The sequence below is a fragment of the Ruegeria sp. AD91A genome (assembly GCF_003443535.1).
Classification (GTDB): Bacteria; Pseudomonadota; Alphaproteobacteria; order Rhodobacterales; family Rhodobacteraceae; genus Ruegeria.
Genome location: NZ_CP031946.1, coordinates 682,772 through 702,556, shown reverse-complemented (window position 1 = coordinate 702,556; position 19,785 = coordinate 682,772). Strand labels below are relative to the sequence as shown.

Here is a 19,785-nt window from a genome sequence, read left to right as displayed (position 1 = left end):
CGCTCTCGACCGCGGTCGCCATCCGGTTTAAGAGCCACAGGAATAACCAGGCGGAGAAACATGGTGTCCAAATCGCTGACTCAGATGGCGACCGAGGTTCTTGAAACGGCCGATGGTCGGGAAAAGACCACCCTGTCCAAACAGCACGCCGCCGCGTGGTTTGCGTCGCGCAAAGGCGACGCCCGCCCGATCGAGATCGGTACCGCGTCACCGCCGCTGAAACCCGCGCGCCCGGACCAGCCCGAACTCCTGTCTCCGCGCGAAGTACCAAAGCGAAAGCCGGGCACCGAAGCGGGACGCATCGCCCTGTTGCATGCCGTGGCGCATATCGAACTGAACGCCGTCGATCTGCATTGGGACATCATCGCCCGCTTTGGCCATGTGTCGATGCCGATCGGGTTTTATGATGATTGGGTAAAATGCGCCGAGGAAGAATCGCGCCATTTCGAGATGGTCTGTGATTGCCTTGAACAGATGGGAAGCTACTACGGCGCCCTGCCTGCCCATGCAGGAATTTGGCGAGCGGCCGAGGACACCGCAGACGACCTTATGGGGCGGCTGGCGGTTGTCCCCATGGTGCTCGAAGCGCGCGGTCTGGACGTCACCCCCGGCATGATCGAGATATTTCGCAAAGCCAGGGCCGAGCAGGCCATTGCAGCGCTTGAAGTGATCTATGCAGAAGAAGTCGGCCATGTCGCCTATGGGTCCAAGTGGTTCCATTTCCTGTGCGGCCGGGAAAATGCCGACCCGAAGGATGTGTTTCACACTCTGGTTCGCCGGTATTTCCACGGCGTCCTGAAACCGCCCTTCAACGAGGAAAAGCGTGCAGAGGCCGGACTGCCACCCGACTTTTACTGGCCGCTGACCGAAGACCTGCCCGCGCCCGGCGAAATCACAAACTGACGCTTGGACACTGATATCGGCAATTTCCCGCCGATCTTTGGGGGGATTTCTGCGCTGTTGGCCACTGACGGGTCAACAAACTTGCCCGAACGCTGCCTGCCCTTTATGCAATCGGCCCAAGGGGCGGCAGGCACTCACGACCGGTCCCGATCTTGGGGATGAGAGGTAGGACGCGTGCGAACACGTCTGGCAATAAAAATACACTCGGTACTTGAACGGTACTTCCCGGAACGCCGGGTCTTTCTGAAATCTGACAAAGATACACGCTTTATTCGTCTAAGTTCGGAAACGCAGGTGGTCGCGGTGGCCGGTGTTGCCGTCATGGTCGGCTGGACTGCGGTGGCAACTGCCATTCTGCTGATGGACAGCATCGGATCGGGTAATTTCCGGGAACAGGCGAAACGCGACCAGGCCACCTATCAGGAACGTTTGAATATCCTGTCCGCTGAACGCGACGCGCGTGCGCAGGAAGCCCTTGCCGCCCAGGATCGTTTCAACGCCGCGCTGGAGCAGATTTCCGCCATGCAGTCCGAACTGCTGGCATCGGAAAACCGACGTCGCGAACTTGAGACGGGGATCGAAGTCATCCAGACCACGCTGCGCACGACCATGAAACAGCGGGAAGATGCACGGGCAGAACTGGCTGCATTGAAGCAGGAAACCAGCAACGCTGACATGTACGTTGCAGCCTCCAGCGCCCCGGTGCAGATGGCGTTCATGACGGACGCTCTGGCACGCACGGCCGAGGAACGCGACAAGATCGCTGCAGACGCCCGTGACGCACTGGGTCAGCGGGACGATCTGGAGCTGGAAATCCGCCTTATGCAGGAACGCAGCGACGAGATTTTCCGCCAGCTGGAAGAAGCCATGGTGATATCGGTCGAGCCGCTGGACAAGATGTTCCGTCAGGCGGGAATGCCAACAGACCGCATCATCGAAGAGGTCCGGCGCGGATATAGCGGTATGGGCGGTCCGCTGACCCCTTTATCCCTTAGCACGCGTGGTGAGGTGGACGAATTGTCCGCCGAGGAAGCCCGCGCGAACACATTGCTGAAACAGATGGATCAGCTGAACCTGTATCGTCTTGCGGCGGAAAAAGCCCCCTTTGCCAATCCTGTACATTCGGCCGTGCGTTTCACCAGTGGCTACGGCAACCGGCGCGATCCCAAATCCGGTGGTCGCCGGATGCATAACGGTGTCGATTTCGCAGGGCCGCAAGGCACGGATATCTTTGCGACCGCGGACGGCGTCGTTACCCACGCAGGCTGGCAATCCGGTTTCGGGCGGCTTGTGAAAATCAAGCACGCATTCGGAATTGAGACACTTTACGCTCATAACACCAAGATCAATGTGAAGGTTGGTCAAAGGGTCTCGCGCGGGGATCATATTGCTGATATGGGTAGCACCGGACGGTCGACCGGCACGCATCTGCACTATGAAGTGCGAGTGAACGGAAAACCCGTAAACCCAATGACTTACATCAAGGCTGCGAGAAATGTTTTCTAAAAGCAAAATCAACGAACCCGCATCCAAGGCACCTGAGGCGGCCAAACCCGCCGCTCCGGCGACCCCAGCGGCCCCTGCACCGACCGAGTCGAAACCTGCGACAGCGCCCAAGCCCAAACCGCCAGCATCGGTTCTGTCTTCGGATCTGCACATCACCGGCAACATCAAGACCTCTGGTGACATTCAGGTGGAAGGCACGGTTGAAGGCGACATCCGCGCCCACCTGCTGACCATTGGTGAATCGGCGACGATCAAGGGTGAAGTCACCGCAGACGACGTTGTGATCAACGGCCGCATCGTTGGTCGCGTGCGTGGCCTCAAGGTGCGCCTGACGTCGACCGCACGCGTTGAAGGCGACATCATCCACAAGACCATCGCCATCGAAAGCGGTGCGCATTTCGAAGGGTCGGTACAGCGCCAGGACGATCCGCTGAACCCGGGTCGCAGCGCCAAAGCCGGATCGAACCCGGCGGCGGACGTCAAACAATAATTCGACCTCTCAGGTCAGACCGGAGACGCCGCGGGGAGACCAGCGGCGTCTCTTTTTTGGGGCCGCAGCCCTTGTCCGGGAAACTTGTTTTGATCCCGTCGGGATCACGTTAGGGTCGGGTCATGTTGATTTTCCTGACACTTGTTGCAGTGATCGCGGCAGGTCTGACCTTTTACTTTTGGTCCAAACGACAGGCGCGTCACGCCCTGTTGGCTGCGCCGTTGACGGACAGTCAACGGCACCTTGTTGACGCTCAGGTCCCGATCTTGCGAAGGCTTCCGCAGGGCCTGCGCGCAAAGCTGGAAGGCAAGATCAACTTGTTCCTTGATCAGGTTGAATTCACCGGGTGCGACGGTCTGGACGTTACCGAAGACATGCAAGTGTCCATCGCCGCGCAAGCCTGTCTGCTGGTTGTGAATACCGACCTCTGGTATGACAACCTGACCACCATCCTGATCTATCCCAGCGCTTTCAAATCCAGGCAGAGCCGGCACAGCGGTTATGTCGTCACCGAGAAGGAAATCGTGCGCACCGGGGAAAGCTGGAACCGCGGCCCGGTGATCCTGTCCTGGGCCCACAGCCAGCGCGGCGCCATGAATGATCATGACGGGCAAAATGTTGTCTTTCACGAATTTGCCCACCAGATCGACGATCTGACCGGGTCGGCCAACGGGGTGCCTGTTCTCAGCAACAACCAGAGTTTTTCAGAATGGGAGTCCGCGTTCCTAACAGCCTATGATGCGCATGTGCGCGCCGTTGAATCCAGGCAGCCAACTATAATCGACCCCTATGGCGCGGAAGGGCACGAGGAGTTTTTTGCCGTTTCGGTTGAAGTGTTCTTTGAGCGCCCCAAGGCGCTGCGCAACTCGGACCCGGGCGTTTACAAACAACTGTCAAAGCTGTTCCGCCTGGATCCTGCTCAATGGACCTAATGGCTTTCCGACCCAAGGTGAGAGGGTATCCGGGAAATTCCCCGTTCGACACAATTTAACAAAAGTTAATTTATGAATTACACTTAAGCGCATTGCATTGTGGAGGAAATTTCATGTCATCAAAACTACTGGCCGAGTTCTTCGGCACCTTCTGGCTGGTTCTCGGAGGTTGCGGCAGTGCCGTATTGGCAGCGGGCGTCGCGGATGTCGGAATAGGGTGGCTTGGCGTGTCCTTCGCCTTCGGCCTGACGGTTCTGACAATGGCCTACACGGTTGGCCATATCTCGGGCGGACACTTCAATCCGGCGGTCAGCCTGGGCTTGATGATTGGCGGGCGGTTTCCGGCCAAGGATCTGCTGCCGTATTGGATCGCTCAGGTCATCGGAGCCATCGCTGCCGCAGTGGTTCTGTATCTGATTGTCAGCGGTGCGCCCGAGTTCTCTGGCGTCGGAGGATTTGCGTCAAACGGATATGGTGAGGCCTCACCCGGGGGGTATTCCCTGATGTCCGCTCTGGTGATCGAAATCGTGATGACCGCTTTCTTCATCCTGATCATTCTGGGCGCGACCTCGGACAAGGCACCGGCGGGTTTCGCCCCCATCGCGATTGGTCTGGGATTGACCCTGATCCACCTTGTATCAATTCCGGTCACCAACACTTCGGTCAACCCGGCCCGGTCCACAGGCGTCGCCCTGTTTGCCGACGGCCCTGCCCTGTCGCAGCTGTGGCTGTTCTGGGTGGCCCCGCTGATCGGCGGCGCGATCGGAGCGCTTATCTGGAAAGCAATGTCACCGGACGATTGATTCTCTTGCAATCAACCATATAAAAAAGCCCGGCGTTTTGAGGAGCGCCGGGCTTTTCACGTTCACTCGGTAACGGTAACTTTTTTCATCACGTCCGGCTGGCCGATAATGGCGCCGTTCTGGCCCTCACCGCGTTTGATCGCGTCGACTACGTCCATGCCGTCAGTCACCTGACCAACAACCGTGTACTTGCCGTTCAGGAACGGGCCCGGTTCGAACATGATAAAGAACTGTGAGTTGGCGCTATTGGGGTCTTGCGCCCGCGCCATGCCAACCACGCCCCGGTCGAATTCGAAATCCGAAAACTCTGCCGGAAGGTCTGCACGGTCGGAACCACCGGTTCCGGCGCGGCGCATGTCACCACCCAGGCGGCCATGTTCCACGTCGCCGGTCTGCGCCATAAAGCCGTCAATCACGCGGTGAAACACCACGCCATCGTACTTGCCTTCATTGGCCAGAGCAGCGATCTGCTCAACATGTTTCGGAGCAATATCATCGAACAGGTCGATGGTGACAGTGCCATTGGCTCCCTCACCTTCGATCTCGACCTCAAGACCCGTGGCCAGCGCAGGGCTGGCCAGCAAGGCAAAAGCGGCGGCGAACTTATACATCAGCCGCCACCTTGACGCTGATCATGCGGTCAGGGCTCGCTGGCGGCTCGCCTCGTACGATGGCGTCCACATGCTCCATTCCGTCGATGACACGGCCATAAACAGTGTACTGGCCGTTCAGGAAGTGGTTGTCCTTGAAGTTGATGAAGAACTGCGAGTTGGCCGAATCCGGGTTCTGCGACCGCGCCGCGCCCAAAGTGCCGCGATCATGGGGCAGCTTGGAAAACTCTGCCGGAACGTTCGCCAGCGACGAACCGCCGGTCCCAGCCATACGCAGGTTGAAACCGTCTTCCATATCGCCATGCTGCACGTCGCCGGTTTGCGCCATGAAACCGTCGATCACACGGTGGAAGGCTACGTTGTCGTACTGTCCGTCGCGGGCCAGTTCTTTCATCCGCGCGCTGTGCAAAGGCGCCACATCCGGCAGCAGCTCGATGACGACATTGCCGTCTTTCAGCTCGATGATGATTGTGTTTTCGGGATCCTTGATCTCGGCCATGAGGCCCTCCTGTCGTTTATCTTGCGCAAATACCTATGATGCACGCGTACGAATGCCAAGTGACGCATTGACCTGAGGGCAAAATGCAGGAAAAGAACCGCCTAAATCATTTGCAAATGACGAGGATTGCGCGATGGGCTGGAAAACGCTGGACGATATGGACCTGAACGGCAAACGCGTTCTGGTGCGTGTGGATATCAATGTGCCGGTCGTGGATGGCGTAGTTACCGACGCCACTCGTATTCAGAGGATCGTGCCCACTGTGCGCGACATTCTGGCCGCAGGCGGCAAACCGATCCTTCTGGCCCATTTCGGTCGCCCCGGTGGGGAGCGACGCGAAAACCTGTCGCTCAAGCAACTGGTCCCCACCCTCGAAAGCGCTTTTGGCGCCAAAGTCCTGTTTGCCGCCGATTGTGTTGGAACCGAGGCCGAACTGGCAGCAGAGGCGTTGCAGCCCGGTCAGGTACTGTTGCTAGAGAACACGCGTTTTCACGCGGCAGAGACCAAGAACGACACCGATCTGGCCGCAGGCATGGCCAAGCTGGGTGACGTGTACTGCAACGACGCGTTTTCAGCGGCGCACCGGGCCCACAGCTCGACCGAGGCCATCGCGCGCCTTCTGCCCGCCTGCGCCGGTCGTTTGATGCAGGCCGAGTTGCAAGCTCTGGAAAACGCGTTGGGCGCGCCCAAACGCCCGGTAACAGCGGTTGTGGGCGGAGCCAAGGTCTCGACCAAGCTGGAATTGCTGGGCAACCTGATCGACAAGGTCGATTATCTGGTGATCGGTGGCGGCATGGCCAATACATTCCTCGTCGCACAGGGCATCAGTGTTGGTAAGTCACTGGCCGAGACTGCGATGAAAGACACCGCCGCCGAAATCCTCGCCAAAGCCGAAAGCTCTGGCTGTCAGATCGTTGTGCCACGCGATGTTGTGGTGGCCGAAAAGTTTGAGGCCAACGCCCCTCATCAGGTCCTGCCCGCAGATCAATGCCCCGAGGACGGCATGATCCTGGATGCGGGCCCCGAAAGTATCGCCGCGATCACAGGGATTTTTGACAAAAGCAAAACCCTGATCTGGAACGGTCCGCTGGGTGCGTTCGAACTGGAACCGTTTGACGCCGCCACCAATGCCGCCGCCTTGAAGGCGGCCGCGCTTAGCCGTTCGGGCCAGCTCATCTCGGTCGCCGGGGGTGGAGACACGGTTGCGGCCCTGAATGCTTCGGGTGCAGCCAAGGACTTCACCTACATCTCGACCGCAGGTGGTGCATTCCTGGAATGGATGGAAGGCAAGACGCTGCCCGGTGTCGCGGCGCTGGATCAATAGGCGTCACTTACCGCTTTTGATCGCCTGATAGGGTTCATGGTATTATCCCTTTTTGAACGGGGGATTTTACCGTGAAGCCAATTTACCTTCTTGTTCTTACCATCCTGCCCTGCTCTGCCGCAGCTCAATCCAGTTGCGGCGGTCAGACCCAACTTGACGCCAATTTCTGCGCCAAAGAACAATGGTAAATCGCTGATCGCGAACTCAACCGGCTGTGGGCACAGATCAAACCCGCAGCCGCTGCACGCGGCGAAGGTGATGCTCTTCTGACCGAACAACGCGCCTGGCTGAAAGCCCGAGACGCAACCTGCGACAAAGAACTGTCGGGAGGCGGCAGTGCTGCCCCGATGTTCTACTGGTCCTGCATGAAAGAGCAGACCGAGGCACGAAACCAGGCGCTGCAAGCGTGGCGCTGACCTGCACCAGAGCAGGCATAAATTACTGATGAAAAATCGAATCAGGGGATTCACAACCCGAATCACCTGTGACATAGTGTGTTCAGATGTCCGCAAAGGGCACATTTTTGAGGCAAGTTTTCATACGGCGGTAAACAGAGTGTCCCGTTCCCATCGGCCCGGTCTGGGCTCAATCGTCTTCTTCTCGGTGGCTTTCATGCTTGGTGTGTATTTCACCTTTGCCGCCGTGCAAGGTGACTATGGCCTGTTTCGGCGGGTCGAAATTGCTGGGGAACGGGACGCCCTGTCACACGACCTGGAAAAGCTTAATGCCCAAATCGCCGAATTGGAAAATCTGACCCGGCGCCTGTCTGATACCTATCTGGATCTCGACTTGCTCGATCAGCAGGCGCGTTCGGTTCTTGGTATGATCCGGGCAGATGAAATCGTAATCCGCTGATCCTTTCTGGTCGCCGTAATTCTTCGGCACATCGTTGCACCGCTTTGCATTTCAGCTCAGCCGCGCCCGAGCGGACGCTGCGTCACATTTCCCCTCGCCAGAAAGCCCCAAATGCTTTATGAGATAGTTTAACGCTAAACTATCTTGCCGAAAGGGGGAGATCGCCACTATGGCTGCGCGAAAAACCACAAAGAAACCAAATGTTTCTGCGGAAGAACTCAAGACATACTACCGCGAGATGCTTCTGATCCGTCGATTCGAGGAAAAGGCGGGCCAGCTTTACGGCATGGGTCTGATCGGCGGGTTCTGCCACCTTTACATCGGACAAGAGGCGGTTGTTGTTGGGCTCGAAGCGGCAGCTCAGGACGGCGACAAGCGGATCACCTCTTATCGTGACCACGGCCATATGCTGGCCTGTGGCATGGACCCGGGCGGCGTGATGGCCGAACTGACCGGGCGCGAAGGCGGCCTGTCCAAGGGCAAGGGCGGTTCGATGCACATGTTCTCGAAAGAGAAGCATTTCTATGGTGGCCATGGCATCGTTGGCGCGCAGGTTCCGCTGGGTGCCGGTCTGGCCTTCGCTGACAAGTACAAGGAAACCGGCGGCGTGACCTTTACCTATTTCGGCGACGGTGCCGCAAACCAGGGTCAGGTCTATGAGACCTTCAACATGGCCGCCCTGTGGGATCTTCCCGTGGTTTTCGTGATCGAGAACAACCAATACGCCATGGGCACAGCGCAGGCGCGTTCAACCTCGTCACCTGATATCTATGTGCGCGGCGAAGCGTTCGGCATTCCCGGCGAGATCGTCAACGGTATGGATGTGCTGGCCGTCAAAGCTGCTGGTGAAAAGGCTGTTGCCCACTGTCGCGCCGGCAAGGGCCCTTACATCCTTGAGATTAAGACCTACCGCTATCGCGGCCACTCGATGTCTGACCCGGCCAAGTACCGCACCCGCGAAGAGGTTCAGAAAGTCCGCGAACAAAGCGATCCGATCGAACATGTGCGCGAGCTGCTGCTGACTGGCAAACACGCGACCGAGGATGACCTGAAGGCGATCGACAAAGAAATCAAAGAGATCGTGAATCAAGCTGCCGAATTCTCGAAAGAAAGCCCCGAGCCCGCCGTTGAAGAGCTCTGGACCGATATTTACGCCTGAGAGGACGAATAAGACATGGCAACCGAAATTCTCATGCCCGCCCTTTCGCCCACCATGGAAGAGGGCACGCTGGCCAAATGGCTGGTCAAGGAAGGCGACACTGTATCAAGCGGTGACATCCTGGCCGAAATCGAGACCGACAAGGCGACAATGGAATTTGAAGCTGTCGACGAGGGCATCGTCGGCAAGATCCTGATCGCCGAAGGCACCGAAGGGGTCAAAGTGAACACCCCGATTGCGGTTCTGGTCGAAGAAGGCGAAGATGCCTCGGCCCTGCCCACGGCTGCGCCCGCAGCCGCTGCGGTGGCCGAAGCCGCCCCAGCGGCGATCGAGGGCCCCGCTCCTGTCGCCGCAGCCCCGGCCGCTCCGGTGGTGGATCTTTCGCCCGACTGGCCGGCAGATGCCGAGATGAAATCCGAAACCGTTCGCGAAGCGCTGCGTGACGCGATGGCCGAAGAAATGCGCAACGACGAAGACGTCTATCTCATGGGCGAAGAAGTCGCGGAGTATCAGGGCGCCTACAAGATTTCCCAGGGTCTTCTGGACGAGTTCGGGCCCAAGCGCGTGATCGATACGCCGATCACCGAGCATGGTTTCGCCGGTATCGCCGTAGGGTCGGCCTTTGGCGGTCTGAAACCGATCGTCGAGTTCATGACGTTCAACTTCGCCATGCAGGCGATCGACCAGATCATCAACTCAGCCGCCAAGACGCTTTATATGTCCGGTGGTCAGATGGGCTGTCCGATCGTGTTCCGCGGCCCCAATGGTGCCGCCGCACGCGTCGCGGCCCAGCACAGCCAGGACTATGCCGCTTGGTACATGCAGATCCCCGGCCTGAAAGTCGTCATGCCCTATTCGGCGGCAGACGCCAAAGGATTGCTGAAATCAGCCATCCGCGACCCAAACCCGGTGATCTTCCTGGAAAATGAAATCCTCTACGGTCGCTCCTTCGACATGCCACAGGTAGACGACCTGACCATCCCGCTGGGCAAGGCCCGTATCTGGCGCGAAGGCTCGGACGTGACTATCGTCAGCTTTGGCATCGGCATGCAATACGCGTTGGAAGCCGCCGACAGGCTGGCCGAAGAGGGCATCAGCGCCGAGGTGATCGACCTGCGCACCATCCGCCCGATGGATACCGGCGCGATCATCAATTCGGTAATGAAAACCAACCGTCTGGTGACAGTTGAAGAAGGCTGGCCGCAAGGCTCGGTCGGCAGCTACATCAGTTCGGTCGTGATGCAGGAGGCGTTCGATTACCTCGACGCCCCGGTCATCAACTGCACCGGCAAGGACGTTCCGATGCCCTACGCCGCGAACCTCGAAAAACTGGCCCTGATCACTACGGACGAGGTGATCGAAGCCGTCAAACAAGTGACCTACCGGTAAGGAGCGACAGACAGATGCCCACCGAAATTCTGATGCCCGCCCTTTCACCGACCATGGAGGAAGGCACGCTTGCAAAATGGCTGGTCAAGGAAGGCGACACCGTCTCCTCCGGCGATCTGCTGGCCGAGATCGAAACCGACAAGGCCACGATGGAGTTCGAAGCCGTCGATGAAGGCACCATTGGCAAGATCCTGATCCCCGAGGGCACCGAAGGGGTCAAGGTCAACACCGCCATTGCGGTTCTTTTGGAAGACGGCGAAAGCGCTGATGATATCTCGACCTCGCCCGCCGTTGTTCCGGGGGCTGCCCCCGCAGCCGCTTCGGGCAACGAGGCTGCCGCGCCAGCGGTATCCGAGGCGCCTGCCCCTGCCCCGGCCGCCCCGGTCAAGGCAGATGGCGGTCGTATCTTTGCGTCCCCTCTGGCCCGCCGGATTGCCGCGCAGAAAGGCCTTGATCTGGTGCAGATCGCAGGCTCTGGCCCGCATGGTCGCATCGTCAAAGCGGATGTCGAAGGGGCAACTGCAACCGCACCGGCACCAACTCCTGCGGCCGCAGCGCCAGCGGCTGCTGCAGCTGCTCCCGCTGGACCCTCCGCGGATATGGTCGCGCGGATGTATGAGGGCCGCGAGTACGAAGAGATTCAGCTCGACGGTATGCGCAAAACCATCGCTGCGCGTCTGGGCGAGGCCAAACAGACCATCCCGCATTTCTACCTGCGCCGCGACATCAAGCTGGATGCACTGCTGAAGTTCCGCAGCCAGTTGAACAAGCAATTGGAAGGCCGTGGCGTGAAACTGAGCGTCAACGACTTCATCATCAAGGCCGTTGCCAACGCGTTGCAACAGGTTCCCGCCTGCAACGCCGTCTGGGCCGGCGATCGGGTGCTGCAACTGAAACCTTCGGACGTAGCCGTCGCGGTCGCAATCGAGGGCGGCCTGTTCACCCCGGTCCTGCAGGACGCAGACATGAAGTCTCTGTCAGCCCTTTCTACCGAGATGAAGGACCTCGCCGCCCGTGCCCGCGAGCGCAAGCTGGCACCGCATGAATATCAGGGGGGCACGTTTGCAATCTCGAACCTGGGTATGTTCGGCATCGACAATTTCGACGCCATCGTGAACCCGCCTCACGCCGGTATTCTGGCGGTGGGAACAGGCGTGAAAAAGCCGATCGTCGGGGATGATGGTGAGCTGACGGTGGCAACTGTGATGTCCGTTACCATGTCCGTCGATCACCGCGTTATCGACGGCGCGTTGGGGGCAGAACTGCTCAAGGCAATTGTCGACAACCTTGAAAACCCGATGGTCATGCTGGCCTGAGGACCTGAAACATGCACTCGCCCCTGATACCCGGGGCGAGTGCAGTCTCATCTCTTGGCACTGAATTGAACTTGCGTGATCGGGGCACCGTTTGCCCTGTGTATCAAGACGTCCCACTTCCTTCCTTTAGAAGCCGACGGAAGGCAGGTGCGCGATACTCTCAAGAAATCTCATTTTCAGCCTGATTGTCTTGGCGTTTCCGGCAGCCACGGCACCTGAATTTGCCATGGCAATACCCAACAGCTATCCAGGTGAGCATTCTAAGTTCAAGCCGAACGATCCGGCCGCGATTGCCCAACAGAAAGCCGCACAGGACAGACAGCAAGAGCTTCGCAAACAAAAGCGGGAAGAACAGCGGCGCAAGCGGTTGGACAAACGCGCCAACCGCTCCCGCTGAATTTTTACTGGTCCTTGCCCAACATATGATCCATCGAGATCGACGGCTGGTCGCACCCGGCTTCCCCCACGATCTTGGCGGGGATACCGGCGACCGTCTTGCAAGGCGGCACTTCTTGCAGAACCACTGACCCGGCGGCGATGCGGCTGCAATGGCCAACTTCGATATTGCCCAGGACCTTGGCCCCTGCCCCGATCAGCACGCCATTTCCGATTGTAGGATGGCGCTGTTCTTCTTCCTTGCCGGTTCCACCCAGCGTCACGGAATGCAGCATCGATACATTGTCGCCCACCACTGCCGTCTCACCGATCACGATGGAATGGGCATGGTCGATCATGATTCCTTTGCCTATCTTTGCGGCCGGATGAATGTCGATGCCAAAAATCTCGGACGAACGCATCTGGAAGAAATACGCGAGATCGTGACGACCGTTGCGCCACAGCCAATGCGCCACGCGATACGCCTGCATGGCCTGGTAACCTTTAAAGTACAGGATCGGCTGCAGCAACCGGTGGCAGGCCGGATCACGTTCGTAAACGGCCATTAGGTCCGCGCGGGCGGCTTCGAGCAAACCCGGATCGTCGGCATATGCCTCATCCACAACTTCACGCAGGACCATCATCGACATTTCGTTCGAGCACAGCTTGGCCGCCACCCGATATGAAAGCGCGCGTTCAAGGCTGCGGTGATGTAGGATACAGGCGTGCACGAGTCCCCCCATGAGGGGTTCTTTCTCGACGGCCGCATGGGCCTCGGATGTGATACGGTTCCAGACCGGATCAACCGGTGTCACATGGCTGCGCTTTTCGAACATGGTTTTGATCCTTTGCTGCGCCTAGAATGCCATTTAGTGGCAAAAAGACCAAACGCAAACCCATGATCGGTCATGTAACGAAAATGAATGAGTCAGAGCGCACCCATTTCGAAACACGAATTCGCGAACGATTGGCGGAATTGCAAAAGGTGTCAGCCTCGGGACAGCAGGCTCAGGCCATTGTCCAGCTGGATCAACAGGCCGTTGGACGGCTGAGCCGCATGGATGCACTGCAAAACCAGGCCATGGCCAAGGCACAGCAGGCCAATCGCGATGTAGAAACACGCCGGCTTCTGGCCGCGTTGGCGCGGCTTGACGACGGCGAGTTCGGATATTGCGAAGACTGCGGCGAACGTATTCCGGATGGGCGGCTGAATCTGGATCTGGCGGCCAGCAAATGCGTCAGCTGCGCGTCCGGATAGCCTGAAATCTGGCAAGCTGGTGCATAACCACCTCAAAACACTGACAATATTGCAGATCATCAAACCCAGGTTCATCTGCCAGGACCCTGTTTCGCGCAACGGCCATAAGTGAACCATTGCCGTAAATCGGGTGGAGCTTGCCCGTGCGCTCCAAATGCCTGTCGGCCAATTCCGCCTCGTGGATCATCCGGGTACACAAAGCCTCCCGGTCCGGCTGCGGCACGACCAGCAAGGCGCGCGCCGCAGCACTGACATCCCCATGAAGAACCGGCCGCATCAGGCTGCTTGGCCAACCACAAGACGCGACCAAGCACCCGGTCCGAATACAGCAGATACCTGGGCCACGTCGACCTCATAGCCCCCTGTCAGACCATCCGCCGCTTTCATGGCTGTCGAATAGGTCCACCTTGGTTCGGATGTCAGTTCTTCACGCAGAAGGGTTCCACCCGCAATGACACGGACCAGATAGGATTCGCTTTCTTCTCCCAAGGGGATCTCCAGCCCCGACCAGTCGTCCGCATCTGTTCGGGCACGTCGAATCCAGGTAAGCTCATCAACGGCGGCACCAGACCGAAGCCGCATGTGCACTGGCGCGTACGGGCGCAATCCGTTGCCATCAAACGAGGCAATCAGGTGTTGATAGGACGCGTCATCATAGCCGCGGGTTGCAGGCCCTATGCGATAATGCTTGGCAAGACGCCTTTCGTTTCGCAGCAGGCTGATCTGTTGCACCCTGTCATTCAGCAGAACGAATACTGATCCATCCGACCAGACATCAGGCATCAAAGCGTCTGTTCCCAGTTGCCCCCTGAGCCGCCCGGACAATGCGTATACGTCCGGGGCCTCGAGCGCCGCGTCAGAGAACTGAAAAACTTCCCAGTTACCGGGTGTTCCATCACCGATTGCAGCGAGATTGACACCATTCATTACCGAGCTGCGAGGACGGGATTCCAACTGACCCGCAAGCAGTCTGACCTTCAAGGCAGGGCCCTCATCCCAGACACCGACACTGGCGCGCCTCAGCGGTGTTTCGGTTACGCCGACCACTGCCCGTTGGGCAATGACATCGCTCAGGCGATAGCTATCGTCACTGGACGAGGAATAGACCGTTGCAGCCCCAGGCCATGGGTCTCCGGTAACCGCCAGATAGGGCGCGTGAGGGGCCTCGGCCCCGGTGATCAAGGGCAGGTCCAGAAAGACCGGCAGCACGGGAACCGGCGCGGCATACGGTCTGACCGTTGCCGGGTCGTCATTCAATTCGGATGCCTTGTACACGCCCTGCTCGATCCGGACCGCTTCAACCAGTTGCAGGTCAGCGGATTCCAACCGGTCAATCCGGTACACCGGCCCGGTTTCAGCGTCTGTCAAACGAACCAGATCTCCTGCCCCCAGGTGCACTTGAGACGGCGGAAGCGCAAACCGAACCGTATCGCGGGAAACTCTGGCTTCGCTCAACCAACGTTCGGCGGTTTGCCGCCCTTCGGTGCGGGTCATGGACAGGGGCATCTCATTCACCGATACGGAATGGGTGCGATCATCGGGCAAAACCGCCTCTTCCGCGACGACATCATGATCCGCGTCCGACTGAACAAAACGCAGGCGAACGCGCCCGGTCATCTCGGCCTCGGCCTCGCGCCGGTATTCGAGCGAGCTTTCAAGATCGCTGCTGATCGCCAGATGATCGGGGTTCAAGGCAACTGCGCCGTACCCGTCGCGCATCTGGAACTTCAACACTCCATCCCTTTCGATCGCATCAAACCCATAGCGCAGCATCAGCGGCTGCAAGGCGGAACGGGCGTTTGTTACATCTTCGATGACATACCCGCGGACCACACCGTACAGACCAGAGACATCGATATCCGTGACACCTGCGCCGTGGCAGATCTCGGTCACCACGGATGCCAACGTACGAGACCCGGACCGACCGTTCAGCCAGTGCCCTCTGGGATAGTTCTCGCCATCGCCCCACTGGCTTCTCAGGTTTGGAAAGGTAGGAAATGGACGGGTATCCCATGCCCAGACATACGCGTTTGCCATATCCAGCATCGGCGCGTTGTAGATGTCCGAGATCGGATTGACCTTCGGATCGCTCCAATAGCCAAGCATCGCGGCCAGATACTGAACCTGGATGAAGTCGTCGCGCAGCCCGATTGAATACGCAGGCAACAGCGATTCCGATGACTTTGGGTCTAGGAACTTGTTCGGCTGGTTCGTGCCCTTGTCGATTGCCGCACACCCCAACTCGGTGAACCAGATCGGTTTCGAGCCGGGCACCCAATCGGTCGGGTTGGGTTGACGCACGCCTCCGATCCGTTCGTGATGCGGATTCGACCACCAGTTGCGCAGGTCCTTGTATCGCCAGATCCACGGCTCGTCATGCTCCTGATCTTCGATCGGAGTTCTGATCTGCGCTTCCGCCTCTTCCGGAGAGGCGTAATACCAGTCATATCCTTCACCGCCTTCAATATTGCTGCGAAGATAACTCAGGTCGTAGATCGAAGGCGCGCCAGCCTCGGCGTCCAGATGGTGTTCACCATTACGCCAATCGGACAACGGCATGTAGTTGTCGATGCCGATGAAATCGATGTTGTCGTCCGCCCAAAGAGGGTCGAGGTGAAAATACCTGTCGCCGGTGCCTTCTGGCTGGTATCCAAAATACTCACTCCAGTCCGCTGCATAGCCGATTTTCGTGTCCGGCCCCAGAATCTGACGGACCTCGGCCGCCAAGGCGCGAAGCTGCGCAACCGCCGGAAAGCCCGAAGCCCCCCTGATCTGGGTCAGGCCCCGCATCTCAGACGATATGCAGAATGACGAAACACCGCCGGCAGCCTTGCACAACATGGCATAGTGCAGAATGAAACGCCGCAGGCCCCATTCCTGAGGGCCAGAGTATTTGATGATTTCTTTGGCCGTTACGCCGCTGTCCCCCAGCAGTCCGCCAAGGTTACCGCCCCCGGTTACCCAGGTTAAACCGGTATCCCCTCTGTCGTCAGGTCGGCCACCCGGTCTGGGCCTGACCGGACCACCCGTGCCGCCGCCGGTACCGCCCGATCCGTTCGAATCCTGGTTGATCGCAAAATCCTGTGCACGTGCTGATCCAAAGAACGCAGCGACCTGTGCATCGGCCCATGCCGTCTGGTCCGAAGAACCCGGGTGCCCCGGCGCCACATCCAGGGTAATCCGCCCACGCCATGGCAGGTGAGGCTGACTTGAAGCATCCGACCAGGGATCAGGCAGCCCGTTCCCCGGCAATTGCTCCATCAGGATGAAAGGATAAAACATCACCCGTTTACCGGATTGGTTCAGATGGCGGATCGCCTGGACCACTGCCGCATCGGCCGGAGTCCCCCCATAGACCGGTCGGTCGTTCTGCCGAGCCACAAGCCCCGCGTCGCTTCGGGCCTGATCAGACACGATCCAGGGCATATCGTTGCTGTCTATCTCACGCTGTTCGATCTTGGGCCGAATTTTGCATTGCCCGCATCTCAGATCGTCGCCGAACCACGACACCACCAGTGATGCGGCATCACAATTGGGCAACTCGCTTTCCAGAGCACGGGTCGAGGATACAAGATCCGAGGCACCAGACGCGGAATGTGCGTTGGCTGGCCAGCTTTTACCAGATTGTGAATAATTCACCTGAGAGCTGGCCAGAGCGTATTCTCCGGTCCCCGGTATCATGGCGACCCCGCGCACGATCTGAGACACCGCGCTGTCATGATCGGGCATGTCTCGCTGCGTGGGGCGAACAATTTCAAATGAAAACTGCGGCACCCGGTTGCCGAAAGCGCCGAGCGGGAAGTCCTCGATCACGACATAGGCCGTTCCGCGATATGCCGGAACTGTTCCAGCACCTTCAATTGCCTCGATCAGCGGATCCGGCAACTGATCCCGCGTGCCATGATAAACCCGCATGTTGAGGCCGGATCGATCTTGTTCTTCTCCATCCGCCCAAATGCGCGCGACATCGGCAATCTCACCGGCGCCAACCGCAATTGCCAGCGAAATCGAGTAACTGTACGTGACGGTAGTCACCTCAGGGGTCTTGGGTTTTCCTTTGCCACCCCCGCCACCACCCTCTGTGGTCGTCGTCTGGGTCTCCAAAAAGTCCGAAGCCCAAATGACCTGACCACCCACACGCATACGGCCAAACACGGTGGTCACCGGCGCGCCTTCGCCGGTTTCCGTCAACCGAAATCGATCCATGCGGCCGGTTTCGACGACTTCACTGCCACTGCCCATAACGGACTGGTTAAAGAACTTCTGATCAAGGACCCGCCCGACCGTCGCACCGACGGCCCGACCGATAACTGCGGTTGAAAGGCCCGCGACCGTGCCCCCAATCGAACCGCCCAGCGCAGCCCCGGCTGCGGAAAGAAGAATAGTGGCCATCAATACATCTCCATCGGGAATTCGAAACAGGAAACGATACGGCGGTACCAAGGCCTGCTCAGTGCGTTTTCCACCACGCCATGGCCGGAATACGCGTGAATAAAGCGGGGCTCGGGTTGCGTGGTACAAACGATGCCCAAATGCTTGGCGACGCTTGTGTCGCGCATCCGAAACAACAGAACGTCCCCCGAAGCCATCTTGCCTATTGGTTTTTCGACCAGATGCCGCCTGGCAGCCACCCACATACGTTCCTCACCCTGCGGCTCGGACCAGTCCATGCTGTATGCCGGAACAGATTCAGGTTCCTGCCCGATCACAGCGCGCCAAACGCCCCGCAACAGGCCCAGACAATCCGCACCGGCACCCTTGAACGAGGCCTGATGCACATAGGGCGTTCCAAGCCAATTGCGCGCCTCGGCCACAATATCCTCTCTACACGTCGTCACCGTATGCTGCCTCCGCTATTGGCTTTGCTTTTCTTGGGAACAGCCATGACCCAGTCTTCGCCCGGAAGATCTGGGAACCCTTGAAAATTCAGAAAGTTGTCGAACTTGAACTGGCAGGTTTCCATGCGCTTGTCGCATCCTGCCCGCAGTTTAACACTGTCGCCAATCGCCAGGCTTGCCCCGAATCCGGACCAAAGTGTGATCTCTCGCCCTGTTGCAGTCTGCCTGTCGTTCTTGATCGACGACCACAGCCCCTTGGCAGAACCGGAAACAACATCAACGCGACCCCGTTCGAACCAGCCTTCTTCAATGGTTTGACCCCCTGCAACATGCAGAAGGGTGCCGCCATCGAAACCCGAGATCACACCTTCGAACCAATAGCCCGGTGTGTCGGTGTTGAACCGGCAGGCCCGATCCCCCAACACAGCCGTGCAGGGCTTCTGGTAAACACGCCCCAAGGGGCGGTTCAGCAAGTCGGTCAGGCCACGCAATTCCGCATGGAAAGCGCCGCCAGAGCGGCGCAACTCACCAATTGAACCACGGAACTGAAGGACGCGCTGATCCAGATCGGCCCAGTTGACCAACCAGGCGCGCACCTCGGCCCCGTCAAAACGTCCTGCCTCGATATCCTCGTCGCGAATGGCCGCGTCAGACAGAGCGCCCATTGCTTCCGTGTTGTCGATGGACAGGCCCGTGGCCTGCTCGATGGCAGCGGCCGTCAGGCCGGTACTGGCCTTGAAGGTCAACCCGTCAAAACTCAGCTCCATGTCGTGGTCGGTAAAACCGTATTCCTGACCGTCCTTGCGTTTGATCGCCCAACAACGGCAGACCGTTGTCATCCCGCTCTGCAAATGCGTGTGCAGGCCCTGTATATCTTGAGCCATCAGATGCGCACCTCGACCACGGGAACGTTCGGTACATCACCGGCCTGAAAACTGGCGACACTGGTCTGGATTTTGTCGGTGTCAAAGCGCACCGGCACATCAAACTCAAAACCCGCGGTGATATCGATCTCTTCCGGCGGCGGGTCCGCAAACGTGACCTTGCCCGTCGTCAGTTCAACATCAAAATCCACGCCCTCGCGGACCTCATCCTGATCCAGACCCAGACGCACTGTACCCAATACCGGCTTTACGATAGGGCGCGCATAGCTGACCCCGCCCGAATGGTAGGTCTTGATCAACTGAAACTCGGTGCGTGTACCGTCGCCTTTGGCGATCACCTGATCTCCGAAACTGGTGTCCACCGTGGCCTTGCCGGATTTGAAATCCGACCAGTCTTTCCAGCGAAAGCCGAACATCTGACCCTGTCGTGCTTCGAAGAACGAAATCAGCGTCTCGATATCGTCCAGCGAACGCATCCCCAACCCCGCATCATATCGGCGGCGCGAATGGGCCCAGGGCGTGTTGCGCTCTTCAAAGCCATTGGCCAACGTCACAATGTCCGTCCGCCGTTCCGGGCCGCCGACCGAGCCAAAGCTTAGACTGGCGGGAAATCTCACCTCGTGGAAATTCATCAGCTGCTCCC

21 protein-coding genes are annotated in these 19,785 nt (G+C 58.8%); 13 read left to right on the top strand and 8 right to left on the bottom strand.

The window, feature by feature from the left end:
- Positions 1-60: 60 nt before the first annotated feature.
- The 5 genes from D1823_RS03565 (at position 61) to aqpZ (ending at position 4,634) form a co-directional block, all read left to right on the top strand.
- The gene (locus tag D1823_RS03565) at positions 61-903 is read left to right on the top strand and encodes a ferritin-like domain-containing protein (protein ID WP_117868646.1); all 843 of its coding nucleotides are present in this window, start codon (positions 61-63) and stop codon (positions 901-903) included.
- 174 nt (positions 904-1,077) lie between these two features.
- Positions 1,078-2,409 carry a M23 family metallopeptidase gene (locus D1823_RS03560; RefSeq protein ID WP_117868645.1) on the top strand — a complete coding sequence of 444 codons (1,332 nt, stop codon included), beginning with the start codon at positions 1,078-1,080 and terminating at the stop codon, positions 2,407-2,409.
- Positions 2,399-2,899, top strand: a complete 501-nt coding sequence (locus D1823_RS03555) for a polymer-forming cytoskeletal protein (RefSeq protein WP_117868644.1) — start codon at positions 2,399-2,401, stop codon at positions 2,897-2,899. The genes D1823_RS03560 and D1823_RS03555 overlap by 11 nt, the downstream gene beginning before the upstream one ends.
- Positions 2,900-3,021: 122 nt before the next feature.
- A complete protein-coding gene (locus D1823_RS03550) occupies positions 3,022-3,831 on the top strand; it encodes a zinc-dependent peptidase (RefSeq protein ID WP_117868643.1) in 810 nt (269 codons plus the stop codon).
- A gap of 113 nt (positions 3,832-3,944) precedes the next feature.
- Complete coding sequence (gene aqpZ / locus D1823_RS03545) at positions 3,945-4,634, top strand: aquaporin Z (RefSeq protein WP_117868642.1); 690 nt, start codon at positions 3,945-3,947, stop codon at positions 4,632-4,634.
- Positions 4,635-4,696: 62 nt separating this feature from the next.
- Here aqpZ and D1823_RS03540 read toward each other — a convergent pair whose 3' ends face one another.
- Together D1823_RS03540 and D1823_RS03535 are read right to left on the bottom strand one after the other, a co-directional pair.
- Positions 4,697-5,245, bottom strand: a complete 549-nt coding sequence (locus D1823_RS03540; RefSeq protein WP_117868641.1) for a peptidylprolyl isomerase — start codon at positions 5,243-5,245, stop codon at positions 4,697-4,699.
- On the bottom strand, positions 5,238-5,744 hold the full coding sequence (locus tag D1823_RS03535) for a peptidylprolyl isomerase (protein WP_117868640.1): 507 nt from the start codon (positions 5,742-5,744) through the stop codon (positions 5,238-5,240). Before D1823_RS03535 ends, D1823_RS03540 begins: the two co-directional genes overlap by 8 nt.
- 133 nt (positions 5,745-5,877) lie before the next feature.
- Between D1823_RS03535 and pgk the strand changes: the two genes are divergently transcribed.
- The 7 genes from pgk (at position 5,878) to D1823_RS03500 (ending at position 12,184) form a co-directional block, all read left to right on the top strand.
- A complete protein-coding gene (gene pgk, locus D1823_RS03530; RefSeq protein WP_117868639.1) occupies positions 5,878-7,068 on the top strand; it encodes a phosphoglycerate kinase in 1,191 nt (396 codons plus the stop codon).
- A gap of 188 nt (positions 7,069-7,256) precedes the next feature.
- On the top strand, positions 7,257-7,484 hold the full coding sequence (locus D1823_RS22255; RefSeq protein WP_117872689.1) for a lysozyme inhibitor LprI family protein: 228 nt from the start codon (positions 7,257-7,259) through the stop codon (positions 7,482-7,484).
- Between the two features lie 139 nt (positions 7,485-7,623).
- Positions 7,624-7,923: a septum formation initiator family protein gene (locus D1823_RS03520; protein WP_162896755.1), complete on the top strand. Its 300-nt coding sequence runs from the start codon at positions 7,624-7,626 to the stop codon at positions 7,921-7,923.
- Positions 7,924-8,092: 169 nt separating this feature from the next.
- Positions 8,093-9,082, top strand: a complete 990-nt coding sequence (gene pdhA / locus D1823_RS03515) for a pyruvate dehydrogenase (acetyl-transferring) E1 component subunit alpha (RefSeq protein WP_117868638.1) — start codon at positions 8,093-8,095, stop codon at positions 9,080-9,082.
- A gap of 15 nt (positions 9,083-9,097) precedes the next feature.
- A complete protein-coding gene (locus D1823_RS03510) occupies positions 9,098-10,471 on the top strand; it encodes a pyruvate dehydrogenase complex E1 component subunit beta (protein WP_117868637.1) in 1,374 nt (457 codons plus the stop codon).
- Between the two features lie 14 nt (positions 10,472-10,485).
- On the top strand, positions 10,486-11,787 hold the full coding sequence (locus tag D1823_RS03505) for a pyruvate dehydrogenase complex dihydrolipoamide acetyltransferase (protein WP_117868636.1): 1,302 nt from the start codon (positions 10,486-10,488) through the stop codon (positions 11,785-11,787).
- Positions 11,788-12,013: 226 nt separating this feature from the next.
- Entirely contained in the window at positions 12,014-12,184 is a 171-nt protein-coding gene (locus D1823_RS03500; RefSeq protein WP_162896754.1) for a hypothetical protein, read from the top strand.
- A gap of 4 nt (positions 12,185-12,188) precedes the next feature.
- On the opposite strand, the gene cysE is transcribed toward D1823_RS03500, so the two are convergent.
- Positions 12,189-12,998, bottom strand: a complete 810-nt coding sequence (gene cysE, locus D1823_RS03495) for a serine O-acetyltransferase (protein ID WP_117868634.1) — start codon at positions 12,996-12,998, stop codon at positions 12,189-12,191.
- 83 nt (positions 12,999-13,081) lie between these two features.
- Here cysE and D1823_RS03490 point away from each other — a divergent pair, with 83 nt between their 5' ends.
- A complete protein-coding gene (locus D1823_RS03490) occupies positions 13,082-13,420 on the top strand; it encodes a TraR/DksA C4-type zinc finger protein (RefSeq protein WP_117872685.1) in 339 nt (112 codons plus the stop codon).
- Here the strand turns inward: D1823_RS03490 and D1823_RS03485 are convergent.
- From D1823_RS03485 to D1823_RS03460, 5 genes are read right to left on the bottom strand one after another with little or no spacing between them, the layout of a single operon-like run.
- On the bottom strand, positions 13,401-13,697 hold the full coding sequence (locus tag D1823_RS03485) for a hypothetical protein (RefSeq protein WP_117868633.1): 297 nt from the start codon (positions 13,695-13,697) through the stop codon (positions 13,401-13,403). The genes D1823_RS03490 and D1823_RS03485 overlap by 20 nt on opposite strands.
- Positions 13,697-17,812: a glycoside hydrolase/phage tail family protein gene (locus D1823_RS22065; RefSeq protein ID WP_254683787.1), complete on the bottom strand. Its 4,116-nt coding sequence runs from the start codon at positions 17,810-17,812 to the stop codon at positions 13,697-13,699. The genes D1823_RS03485 and D1823_RS22065 overlap by 1 nt, the downstream gene beginning before the upstream one ends.
- On the bottom strand, positions 17,812-18,258 hold the full coding sequence (locus tag D1823_RS03470) for an NlpC/P60 family protein (protein ID WP_117868632.1): 447 nt from the start codon (positions 18,256-18,258) through the stop codon (positions 17,812-17,814). The genes D1823_RS22065 and D1823_RS03470 overlap by 1 nt, the downstream gene beginning before the upstream one ends.
- Entirely contained in the window at positions 18,255-19,142 is an 888-nt protein-coding gene (locus D1823_RS03465) for a DUF2163 domain-containing protein (protein ID WP_117868631.1), read from the bottom strand. The genes D1823_RS03470 and D1823_RS03465 overlap by 4 nt, the downstream gene beginning before the upstream one ends.
- Positions 19,142-19,774, bottom strand: a complete 633-nt coding sequence (locus tag D1823_RS03460; RefSeq protein ID WP_117868630.1) for a DUF2460 domain-containing protein — start codon at positions 19,772-19,774, stop codon at positions 19,142-19,144. The genes D1823_RS03465 and D1823_RS03460 overlap by 1 nt, the downstream gene beginning before the upstream one ends.
- Between the last annotated feature and the right edge of the window lie 11 nt (positions 19,775-19,785).

What these genes read in the sequence shown, in the direction of transcription:
- D1823_RS03565 (WP_117868646.1), top strand. Translation starts at nt 61, where the DNA reads ATGGTGTCCAAATCGCTGACTCAGATGGCGACCGAGGTTCTTGAAACG.
- D1823_RS03555 (WP_117868644.1), top strand. Translation starts at nt 2,399, where the DNA reads ATGTTTTCTAAAAGCAAAATCAACGAACCCGCATCCAAGGCACCTGAG.
- D1823_RS03550 (WP_117868643.1), top strand. Translation starts at nt 3,022, where the DNA reads ATGTTGATTTTCCTGACACTTGTTGCAGTGATCGCGGCAGGTCTGACC.
- aqpZ (WP_117868642.1), top strand. Translation starts at nt 3,945, where the DNA reads ATGTCATCAAAACTACTGGCCGAGTTCTTCGGCACCTTCTGGCTGGTT.
- D1823_RS03540 (WP_117868641.1), bottom strand. Translation starts at nt 5,245, where the DNA reads ATGTATAAGTTCGCCGCCGCTTTTGCCTTGCTGGCCAGCCCTGCGCTG.
- D1823_RS03535 (WP_117868640.1), bottom strand. Translation starts at nt 5,744, where the DNA reads ATGGCCGAGATCAAGGATCCCGAAAACACAATCATCATCGAGCTGAAA.
- pgk (WP_117868639.1), top strand. Translation starts at nt 5,878, where the DNA reads ATGGGCTGGAAAACGCTGGACGATATGGACCTGAACGGCAAACGCGTT.
- pdhA (WP_117868638.1), top strand. Translation starts at nt 8,093, where the DNA reads ATGGCTGCGCGAAAAACCACAAAGAAACCAAATGTTTCTGCGGAAGAA.
- D1823_RS03510 (WP_117868637.1), top strand. Translation starts at nt 9,098, where the DNA reads ATGGCAACCGAAATTCTCATGCCCGCCCTTTCGCCCACCATGGAAGAG.
- D1823_RS03505 (WP_117868636.1), top strand. Translation starts at nt 10,486, where the DNA reads ATGCCCACCGAAATTCTGATGCCCGCCCTTTCACCGACCATGGAGGAA.
- D1823_RS03500 (WP_162896754.1), top strand. Translation starts at nt 12,014, where the DNA reads ATGGCAATACCCAACAGCTATCCAGGTGAGCATTCTAAGTTCAAGCCG.
- cysE (WP_117868634.1), bottom strand. Translation starts at nt 12,998, where the DNA reads ATGTTCGAAAAGCGCAGCCATGTGACACCGGTTGATCCGGTCTGGAAC.
- D1823_RS03490 (WP_117872685.1), top strand. Translation starts at nt 13,082, where the DNA reads ATGAATGAGTCAGAGCGCACCCATTTCGAAACACGAATTCGCGAACGA.
- D1823_RS03485 (WP_117868633.1), bottom strand. Translation starts at nt 13,697, where the DNA reads ATGCGGCCGGTTCTTCATGGGGATGTCAGTGCTGCGGCGCGCGCCTTG.
- D1823_RS22065 (WP_254683787.1), bottom strand. Translation starts at nt 17,812, where the DNA reads ATGGCCACTATTCTTCTTTCCGCAGCCGGGGCTGCGCTGGGCGGTTCG.
- D1823_RS03465 (WP_117868631.1), bottom strand. Translation starts at nt 19,142, where the DNA reads ATGGCTCAAGATATACAGGGCCTGCACACGCATTTGCAGAGCGGGATG.
- D1823_RS03460 (WP_117868630.1), bottom strand. Translation starts at nt 19,774, where the DNA reads ATGAATTTCCACGAGGTGAGATTTCCCGCCAGTCTAAGCTTTGGCTCG.